The following is a 9,011-nucleotide window of genomic DNA, read 5'->3' as shown; positions in this document are numbered from 1 at the left end:
CCCCCCCCCCCCCCCCCCCCCCCCCCCCCCCCCCCCCTGGCCGGGCCCCCCCCCCCCACCCCCCCCCCCCCCCCCCCCCCCCCCCCCGCGGGGGGGGGGCCCCCCCCCCCCCCCCCCCCCCCCCCCCCTCGGATCCGCTACGAGCGAGGAATCAGCTCCAGCGGTTGGGATCCATGTCGCTCGTGACGTGGCGGATCGTGCGCGAGTGAGCGCGCATCACGATGCTCTCGGCGCGCACGAACGGGCCGTTGCGCTTCACGCCGTCGACGAACTCGGCGTCCGTGATGCCGGTCGCGACGAAGTAGCAGTTGTCGCTCGCCACGAGATCGTTCGCCTCGAGCACACGGTCGAGATCGTGCCCAGCGTCGATGGCGCGCTGACGCTCGTCGTCATCCTTCGGCCACAGACGTCCCTGGATCACGCCGCCGAGCGCCTTCACGGCGCACGCCGTAATGATGCCCTCGGGGGTGCCGCCGATGCCGACGCAGAGATCGATGTTCGAATCGAAGCGCGCCGCATTCACGCCGCCTGCGACGTCGCCGTCCATGAGGAGGCGCGTACCGGCACCGGCCTCTCGGATATCGGCGATGAGCTGCTCGTGGCGCGGCCGATCCAGCACCGCGACACGAATGTCAGACACATCGACGCCCTTCACTCGAGCGAGCGCGCGAATGTTCTCGCCGATCGGGCGACGGATGTCCACTACACCGACGCCAGCCGGACCGCAGACGAGCTTGTCCATGTAGAAGACGGCCGAGGGGTCGTACATGCTGCCGCGATCCGCAACCGCGATCACCGAGAGCGCGCCCGGGCGCCCCTCAGCAGTAAGCCTCGTGCCATCGATCGGATCGACGGCGACATCGCACTCGGCGCCCTCGCCATTACCGACGACCTCGCCGTTGTAGAGCCAAGGCGCGTCATCCTTCTCGCCCTCGCCGATGACCACCGTGCCGCGCATGTTCACCGTCGCGAGGAAGCGCCGCATCGCGTCCACTGCGGCACCGTCGGCCGCGTTCTTATCGCCTCGACCGATCCACGGCGTCGCCCGCATCGCTGCGGCCTCCGTCGCACGGACGAGCTCCATTGCCAGGTTGCGATCGGGCTGCCACTCGCCCAGCGAATCAGGTTCAGTCATGGGCACAACCCTACCGCGTAGACTGACTTTCAAAGCGGACCACGACGACGCCGTCACACGACGAAGCCGACCACGACGAAGCCAAGGAGCGCACATGCCCGTTGCCACCCCGGAACAGTACGCAGCCATGATCGACGCCGCAAAGACCGGGGCGTTCGCGTTCCCGGCGGTGAACGTGTCGAGTTCGCAGACGCTGAACGCGGCGCTCCAGGGTTTCGCCGAGGCGGGCTCCGACGGCATCATCCAGGTCACCACTGGCGGCGCCGACTACTTCGCGGGGCACACCGTGAAGAACCGCGCGGGCGGAGCGATCGCGTTCGCGAAGTACGCGGAAGAGGTTGCCAAGGCCTACGACATCACGGTCGCGCTCCACACCGACCACTGCCCGAAGAACGCGCTCGACGACTTCCTCCTTCCGCTCATCGCGGCGAGCGAGGAGCGCGTCAAGGAGGGCGGACTCCCCTACTTCCAGTCGCACATGTGGGACGGGTCGGCGGTACCGCTCCCCGAGAACCTCAAGATCGCGCAGGAGCTCCTGCCCCGCCTCGCGGCGATCAATGTCATCCTCGAGGTCGAGATCGGCGTGGTCGGCGGCGAAGAAGACGGCGTCAGTCACGAGATCAACGACCAGCTGTACACGACGCTCGACGACGCGATCGAGACCGTCGAGGCGCTCGGCCTCGGCGACCGTGGCCGCTACCTCACCGCGCTCACCTTCGGCAACGTCCACGGCGTCTACAAGCCGGGCGGGGTCTCGCTGCGCCCGGAGCTGCTCGCGGAGATTCAGCAGGGCCTGCAGCAGAAGTACGGCGTGGGCGAGAAGCCCCTCGACCTCGTCTTCCACGGCGGATCGGGCTCCTCCGCCGAAGAGATCGCCGAGGCCGTTCGCAACGGTGTCATCAAGATGAACATCGACACGGATACGCAGTACGCCTTCACGCGCGCGCTCGCCGACTACATCCTCAAGAACTACGACGGCGTCCTCAAGATCGACGGCGAGGTCGGCAACAAGAAGCAGTACGATCCGCGCGCCTGGGGCAAGGTCACCGAGTCCGCCATGGCGGCCCGCGTCGCGCTCGCCTCCGAGCAGCTCGGCTCCGCCGGGAAGTCGGTGAGCGCGTAGTGACTGCACTGCCCCCGGCACCCGACAGCTCCGGCAGCTCAGGCGGCGCCGGCACCCCCAACGGCGCTGGCACGCCCGACGGTCCCGCCGGCTTGGAGCCGCAGGGAGAGGTCCGCCCGCCGGTCGAGCGCCCGATTCCCGCGTACGGCGAGCTCGCTCCCGAGGGTTGGGAGTGGAAGCCCGAGACGGAAGACGGCGGATCGGCTTCGGTCGGTGCACCGCAGCCCTCTGAGCGGGCGGGCGCGGGCGTCCCAGCGGGAGTGCCGCACAATCTGGGCGTGACGAGCGGGGGCACGGCACACCCGACAGCTCAGGCAACGTCGCAGCGCCCGGGCTCGGGCGATCCAGAACCCTACCGCGCGGCGCCTCCGCAGCAACCGAGGCAGGATCAGCAGGCAAACTTCGGCGGCCCAGGTTCGACGGCCCCGCAATTCGCGGGCGCGCGGCCGCGCACGGCGGATCGCGTGATCACCATCATCCTGCTGGCACTGGGCGCGATCGGCTCTCTGCAGCTCGCGGGCTCGCTCATGAACATTTCGACGAGTTTCTCGCTCGTCGGCTCGGCGCTCGATCTCGAAGACTTCACGGTCCCGTCGTGGGTGGGCACCGCCGGCACCATCTCGGCGATCGCGATCATCGCGCTGTACGCCGTCAATTTGATCTTCTCGATTCAGAGAATGCGCGCTCGTAAGTTGGCCTTCTGGGTGCCGCTTGTTGCCGGTGCGATCGCGGTGATCGGAACGATCGTCGTGACGACGGTGCTGATGCTGAACGTCCCTGATCTCATGCAGGCCGCCTCGGACCCGAGCTCGACGGGCAAGCTGCTCGATTACTTCGAAGAGATGTCGCGGCCGTAACCCGGGGAACACTGCGAGGGCGTTTCAGCGCGCGGGGCAGACCACCCCGCAACTCAGCGCGCGCGGCCCCCGAGCGCCCGAGCGTCGCGCTTGCCCGCGGCATCCTCGCGCAGCTCCTTCGGGAGCGAGAACACGAGATCTTCTTCGGCAGTGACCTTTGCCTCGACGTCGTCGTACCCGGCGTCGGCGAGGTCGTCGAGCAGCTCCTGCACGAGCACCTCGGGCACGGACGCTCCGCTCGTCACCCCGATCGTGCGCACGCCCTCGAGCCACTCCTGCCGCACTTCGCTCGCGAAGTCGACGCGGTAGGCGGCGCGGGCACCGTACTCGAGCGCGACCTCCGCGAGGCGCACCGAGTTCGACGAGTTGGCGGATCCGACGACGATCACGAGGTCGGCCTGCGGGGCGATCTGCTTGATCGCGACCTGGCGATTCTGAGTCGCGTAGCAAATGTCGTCGCTCGGCGGATCCTGCAGGTTTGGAAATCGCTCGCGGAGTCGGCGCACGGTCTCCATGGTTTCGTCCACCGACAGCGTCGTCTGCGACAGCCAGACGAGTCGGTCGGGGTCCACGACCTCGAGCGTGTCGACGTCGTCCGGCGAGTTCACGATCGTGATGCGGTCGGGCGCCTCCCCCGCGGTGCCCTCGACCTCTTCGTGGCCGGTGTGGCCGATGAGCAGGATGTCGAGGTCCTGCTTCGCGAAGCGCACGGCCTCGCGGTGCACCTTCGTCACGAGCGGGCAGGTCGCGTCGATCGCGTGCAATCCGCGATCCGCCGCCTCGCCCACGACCGCGGGCGATACCCCGTGGGCAGAGAATACGACGTGCGCTCCCTCGGGCACCTCGTCGACCTCATCCACGAAGATCGCGCCCATGTCCTCGAGCGTCCGTACCACGTGCACGTTGTGCACGATCTGCTTGCGCACGTACACGGGGGCTCCGTAGCGCAGCAGGGCCTTCTCGACCGCCACGACGGCGCGGTCGACTCCAGCGCAGTATCCACGAGGAGCGGCGAGCAGTACCTTCTTCTCGCCCGCGACGGGAACGTCCTTCAGTCGCCCGACGACACGGCGCATGCGGGGCATCGCGAGACTCACGAGCGGAGCGCCAAGAGTGCGCTGATCCCGAACCTGCGTCTCACCCATGCGCCCGATTCTACCGCTGCAAGCTGCGTGGCGGCCCTTCGCGAGCGGCGCAGCAGCCGGTCGCGAGAGTGTCGGCGGCCGCAGCTAGGCTGGCGGAATGACAGAGGCAGCTTCCACAGGCCCCGCGACGCGCGACGCCCCCTGGCCGGTCGCCGAGATGAGCGAGAAGATCGCCGCGTGGGTGGATCGACTCGGTCAGGTGTGGATCGAGGGCGAGGTCACGCAGTGGCAGGTGCGCGGCGGCCACGTCTACGGCAAGCTCCGTGACCTGCAGCAGGACGCGACGGTGAGCTTCACCGTGTGGCGCTCCGTCGCGCAGCGTCTCACGAGCGAGTTCTCGGCCGGAGACCGCGTGGTCGCTCTCGTGAAACCGAACTTCTGGGTCAAGGGCGGCTCCCTCACGGTTCAGGTCTTCGACATCTCGCACGTCGGCATCGGGGAGCTGCTCGAGCGGCTCGAGCGTCTGCGTCGCCAGTTGCAATCGGAGGGGCTCTTCGGGCTCGATCGCAAGCGCCGGCTCCCCTTCCTCCCCGGCCGCATCGGGCTCATCACCGGGCGCGATTCCGACGCGGAGAAGGACGTCATCCGAAACGCGACGCTGCGCTGGCCCGGGGTGCAGTTCAAGATCCACTACGCGGCGGTACAGGGCGACCGGGCGGCGGCAGAGGTCACGGCCGGCATCGAGGCGCTCGACCGCGACCCCGAGGTCGACGTAATCGTCGTCGCGCGCGGCGGGGGCGACTTCCAGAATCTGTTGCCGTTCTCGGACGAGCGGGTGCTGCGCGCGGCTGCGGCGGCGCAGACGCCGATCGTGAGTGCGATCGGGCACGAGGCGGATCGGCCGCTCCTCGACGAGGTCGCCGACCTTCGGGCTTCCACGCCGACCGACGCTGCGAAGCGCGTGGTGCCCGATGTGGGCGAGGAGCTCGCGGGCCTCGACCAGGCGCGGGCCCGGTTGTCGGGTCGCGTGGCGCAGTTGCTCACCCATGAGACCGATCGGATTGCGCAGCTCCGCGGGAGGCCGGTACTCGCGGCCCCGGAGCGACTCGTGGATGAGCGGGCGGAGGAGCTGGTGCGCTGGATCGCGCGCGGCGCCGAGCTCGCGGACCGTGCGGTCGAGGATCGCGCTCGCGCACTCGCCGAAGCCCGCGGCCGCCTGACCGCGCTCTCCCCCCGCGCGACCCTCGAGCGGGGCTACGCGATTGCGCAGGTGCTCGACGCGTCGGGCACTGCGGGCGCGGTGCTGCGGGACCCCGCCGGGGCGCCCGACGGCGCCGCGATCCGCCTCTCTCTCGCCGCAGGCGTGCTCGGTGCCGTGAGCACGGGTGAGGCGACCCAGTCGCGGTGAATCAGGTCTCCTTTCGGTGCCACAGATGGCGGGGGCAACGCTCGCGTGCGTGCGCCGTCGTCGTTGCGCGGTCATCACTGCGCAGCACTCGGGGCTCCGAGCAAGCGTGTCGGTGGCGGCGGGTAGACTGACACGCATGGCAGATACGGTCGTTCCGGATCCCGCCTCCCTCGGTTACGAGGAAGCGCGCGACGAACTTATTCAGGTGGTGAGCCGCCTCGAACAGGGCGGCGCGACCCTCGAGGAGTCGTTGCAGCTCTGGGAGCGCGGCGAAGCGCTCGCCGCTCGGTGCGAGGAGTGGTTGCTCGGTGCGCGCCAGCGTCTCGAGGCCGCGCGCACGTCCGCCGCGTCGGAACAGGCCGCGGGGAGCGACGCGTAGCCGATGGCGAAGAAGCAGAAAGCGCCGGCCGTCGTCGCCGAGCTCGGTCGCCCCGAGACGCCGTCCGAGACCGCGACCCGCAAAGCTCGCGACAGCCGGCTGTACCGCGAGCGCAAGACCGTCAACAATCTCGTCTTCTCACTGCTCGTGAGCCTCGGTCTCGTACTGGTGATCGTGCTCGCGGTACCCCGGGGCACTGGCGGTTTCGCCGACCACGAGATCGACGCGGTGAAGGCTGCCGCTGAGGCATCCCCGAGCGCGGGCCGGGAGCTCGCGGCTCCCGAGGTACCCGAGCCGTGGATGGCGAAGCAGGCAGGTCTTCGGGAGAGCGACGGGGTCACCTCCTGGCAGATCAACTACACGACGGTCGACGAAACGACGAATCACGAGGCCTATGCCGCCGTCGTGCAAGCGTTCACACCCGATGGGGCGCCGGTCGACGACGTGTGGGTCGCGCAGCAGCTCGAACAGCAGGCGCCCACGGGCACCGAGACGCTGGGCGGCCTCGACTGGGTCACCTACGACCACTCGGACCGCAATCCCGATGAGTCGAACGTGCTGTTCGCTCTCCAGAGCGAGTGGAACGGAGACACGATCCTCGTCTACGGCACCGACTCCTCAGCGACGCTCCGCGAGCTCGCCATCGAAGTCGCAGAATCACTCGACAGCTAGAAAGGAACGTCATGACCGCTCCCCGAGTTACTCCGCAGCAGGCGTGGGACGCCCTGGTCGACGGCAACCGCCGTTTCATTCAGGGAGGGCCCCAGCACCCTCGGCAGGACGTCGAGCGACGTAACGAACTCGCGAACGGTCAGGACCCCGATGCCGCTCTCTTTGGCTGCTCGGATTCGCGCCTGTCCGCTGAGATCATCTTCGACGCGGGGCTCGGCGACCTCTTCATCGCCCGCAACATGGGGCACGTCGTCGCGGAGTCCATCACGGCGTCGATGGAGTATGCCGTCGCGAACCTCGGCGTTGCCGTGATCATCGTGCTCGCGCACGACTCCTGCGGTGCGGTCGCCGCGGCGATCTCCCAGATGGAACAGGATCCCGACGCCGTGCCGCTCGCGGTTGAAAACACGCTCGCGCCGATCCTGCCCGCTGTGCAAGAGATGTGGCTGCGCGAGCATCGCGACACCCCGTACGTCGATGCGACAGCGATCGACGCCGACGCCGTGGGCCGCGTGCACCTCGCCGCGACCGTGAACCAGCTGCTGCGCAGCTCTCGCATCATCAGCGACGCCGTCGCAGCGGGCAAGCTCGGCATCGTCGGCTGCCAGTACCGCCTCGCCGAGGGCCGCGCCGTCGCCGTGAGCGCGGTCGGCCACCTCGACATCTCAGCCGCGCAGCTCGCGGCCTGAGCCACGACTCCCCCTCCCTGAGCAGTATCCACGAAACGTAAGGATGATTGTGACCGAAGATCGCAGCGCCGCCGGCGCCGAGACCGAGTACCGCATCGAGCACGACACGATGGGCGAAGTGCGCGTTCCCAAGCACGCACTGTATGCCGCGCAGACGCAGCGCGCCGTCGAGAACTTCCCGATCTCGGGCAAGGGACTCGAGCCGGCGCAGATCGTCGCACTCGCGCGCATTAAGCGCGCAGCAGCGATCGCGAACGGTGAACTCGGGATTCTCGAGGCGCCCGTGTCGCAGGCGATCGTCGCAGCTGCGGACGAGATCATCGCGGGCGAGCACCACGATCAGTTCCCGGTCGACACGTACCAGACCGGCTCGGGCACGTCGTCGAACATGAACATGAACGAGGTCCTCGCGACCCTCGCGACCGGGCATCTCGGTTCGCCGGTGCACCCGAACGACCACGTCAACGCGTCGCAGTCGTCGAATGACGTCTTCCCGACCTCGGTGCACATCGCGGTGACGGGCGCGCTCATCGAGCAGCTCAAGCCGTCGCTCGCGCACCTCGCGGAGGCATTCGAAGCGAAGGCCGAGCTGTGGAAGACCGCCGTCAAGTCGGGTCGCACGCACCTCATGGACGCGACGCCCGTGACGCTCGGCCAGGAGTTCGGCGGCTTCGCCGCGCAGATCCGTTACGGCATCGAGCGCATCGACGCCGCGCTCCCCCGCGTCGCCGAGGTGCCCCAGGGCGGCACCGCGGTGGGCACCGGCATCAACACGCCGCTCGGTTTCCCCGAGAAGGTCATCGCTGAGATCGCCCAGTCGAGCGGACTCCCGATCACTGAGGCGCGCAACCACTTCGAGGCGCAGGCGAACCGCGACGGACTCGTCGAGGCATCGGGCGCGCTCCGCACGATCGCGGTCTCGCTGACCAAGATCAACAACGACATCCGCTGGATGGGATCGGGGCCGAATACGGGTCTCGCCGAGCTGCACATCCCCGACCTGCAGCCGGGCTCGTCGATCATGCCGGGCAAGGTGAACCCGGTGATTCCGGAGGCCGTGCTCATGGTGTGCGCGCGCGTCATCGGCAACGACGCGACGATCGCGTGGGCCGGTGCCTCGGGTGCCTTCGAGCTCAACGTGCAGATCCCCGTCATGGGCACCGCGCTGCTCGAGTCGATCCGCCTGCTCTCGAACGCGGCCGTCGCGCTCGCCGACAAGACCGTCGCGGGCCTCGAGGCGAACCTCGATCGGGCCGCCGCGCTCGCCGGCATGAGCCCGTCGACCGTGACGCCGCTCAACCGCCTCATCGGCTACGAGGCGGCGGCGAAGATCGCGAAGCACTCGGTCAAGAAGGGCATCACCGTGCGCGAGGCCGTCGTCGATCTCGGCTACGTCGAGCGGGGCGAAGTCTCGGAGGCCGATCTCGATCAGGCGCTTGACCTGCTCTCGATGACCCACCCGGGCGTCGCGAAGTAGCCTTCGTCTCATACGACAACGAATCCCTCCCCGCGCGTGCACCGCGCAGCGGGGAGGGATTCGGTGTTTTCGGGGGCGGGTTCCGCGTCTGGCCTGCGCGTCAGCAAAGGATCCGGCCCCAACAGCACGGTTAAGCCGAAACTCGGTGTGCTGGAGCCCGACCGTCTGCTGAACGTACACGCACGG

At 68.9% G+C, this 9,011-nt stretch carries 9 protein-coding genes; 7 read left to right on the top strand and 2 right to left on the bottom strand.

Annotation, left to right across the window (positions count from 1 at the left end):
- Positions 1-151 precede the first annotated feature (151 nt).
- On the bottom strand, positions 152-1,135 hold the full coding sequence (gene glpX / locus WFH00_RS11425; RefSeq protein ID WP_336660964.1) for a class II fructose-bisphosphatase: 984 nt from the start codon (positions 1,133-1,135) through the stop codon (positions 152-154).
- A 94-nt stretch (positions 1,136-1,229) separates the two neighbouring features.
- Between glpX and fbaA the strand changes: the two genes are divergently transcribed.
- The gene (gene fbaA, locus WFH00_RS11420; protein ID WP_336660963.1) at positions 1,230-2,258 is read left to right on the top strand and encodes a class II fructose-bisphosphate aldolase; all 1,029 of its coding nucleotides are present in this window, start codon (positions 1,230-1,232) and stop codon (positions 2,256-2,258) included.
- Positions 2,258-3,115 (top strand): DUF6264 family protein, encoded by an 858-nt coding sequence (locus tag WFH00_RS11415; protein WP_336660962.1) that lies wholly within the window; start codon positions 2,258-2,260, stop codon positions 3,113-3,115. The genes fbaA and WFH00_RS11415 overlap by 1 nt, the downstream gene beginning before the upstream one ends.
- Positions 3,116-3,168: 53 nt before the next feature.
- On the opposite strand, the gene WFH00_RS11410 is transcribed toward WFH00_RS11415, so the two are convergent.
- On the bottom strand, positions 3,169-4,200 hold the full coding sequence (locus WFH00_RS11410) for a 4-hydroxy-3-methylbut-2-enyl diphosphate reductase (RefSeq protein WP_336660972.1): 1,032 nt from the start codon (positions 4,198-4,200) through the stop codon (positions 3,169-3,171).
- A 157-nt stretch (positions 4,201-4,357) separates the two neighbouring features.
- Here WFH00_RS11410 and xseA point away from each other — a divergent pair, with 157 nt between their 5' ends.
- The 5 genes from xseA (at position 4,358) to WFH00_RS11385 (ending at position 8,825) form a co-directional block, all read left to right on the top strand.
- On the top strand, positions 4,358-5,608 hold the full coding sequence (gene xseA, locus WFH00_RS11405; RefSeq protein WP_336660961.1) for an exodeoxyribonuclease VII large subunit: 1,251 nt from the start codon (positions 4,358-4,360) through the stop codon (positions 5,606-5,608).
- Positions 5,609-5,744: 136 nt separating this feature from the next.
- Complete coding sequence (locus tag WFH00_RS11400) at positions 5,745-5,987, top strand: exodeoxyribonuclease VII small subunit (RefSeq protein ID WP_336660960.1); 243 nt, start codon at positions 5,745-5,747, stop codon at positions 5,985-5,987.
- A 3-nt stretch (positions 5,988-5,990) separates the two neighbouring features.
- Entirely contained in the window at positions 5,991-6,659 is a 669-nt protein-coding gene (locus WFH00_RS11395; protein WP_336660959.1) for a DUF4245 family protein, read from the top strand.
- Positions 6,660-6,670: 11 nt separating this feature from the next.
- Complete coding sequence (locus WFH00_RS11390) at positions 6,671-7,348, top strand: carbonic anhydrase (RefSeq protein ID WP_336660958.1); 678 nt, start codon at positions 6,671-6,673, stop codon at positions 7,346-7,348.
- Positions 7,349-7,397: 49 nt separating this feature from the next.
- The gene (locus WFH00_RS11385) at positions 7,398-8,825 is read left to right on the top strand and encodes a class II fumarate hydratase (protein WP_336660957.1); all 1,428 of its coding nucleotides are present in this window, start codon (positions 7,398-7,400) and stop codon (positions 8,823-8,825) included.
- Positions 8,826-9,011 lie beyond the last annotated feature (186 nt).

Source organism: Leucobacter sp. USHLN153 (assembly GCF_037145615.1).
Taxonomy (GTDB): Bacteria; Actinomycetota; Actinomycetes; order Actinomycetales; family Microbacteriaceae; genus Leucobacter.
The sequence above is the reverse complement of the archived record's forward strand: the minus strand, read 5'-3'. Positions and strand labels throughout refer to the sequence as shown.

What these genes read in the sequence shown, in the direction of transcription:
- glpX (WP_336660964.1), bottom strand. Translation starts at nt 1,135, where the DNA reads ATGACTGAACCTGATTCGCTGGGCGAGTGGCAGCCCGATCGCAACCTG.
- fbaA (WP_336660963.1), top strand. Translation starts at nt 1,230, where the DNA reads ATGCCCGTTGCCACCCCGGAACAGTACGCAGCCATGATCGACGCCGCA.
- WFH00_RS11410 (WP_336660972.1), bottom strand. Translation starts at nt 4,200, where the DNA reads ATGCCCCGCATGCGCCGTGTCGTCGGGCGACTGAAGGACGTTCCCGTC.
- xseA (WP_336660961.1), top strand. Translation starts at nt 4,358, where the DNA reads ATGACAGAGGCAGCTTCCACAGGCCCCGCGACGCGCGACGCCCCCTGG.
- WFH00_RS11400 (WP_336660960.1), top strand. Translation starts at nt 5,745, where the DNA reads ATGGCAGATACGGTCGTTCCGGATCCCGCCTCCCTCGGTTACGAGGAA.
- WFH00_RS11395 (WP_336660959.1), top strand. Translation starts at nt 5,991, where the DNA reads ATGGCGAAGAAGCAGAAAGCGCCGGCCGTCGTCGCCGAGCTCGGTCGC.
- WFH00_RS11390 (WP_336660958.1), top strand. Translation starts at nt 6,671, where the DNA reads ATGACCGCTCCCCGAGTTACTCCGCAGCAGGCGTGGGACGCCCTGGTC.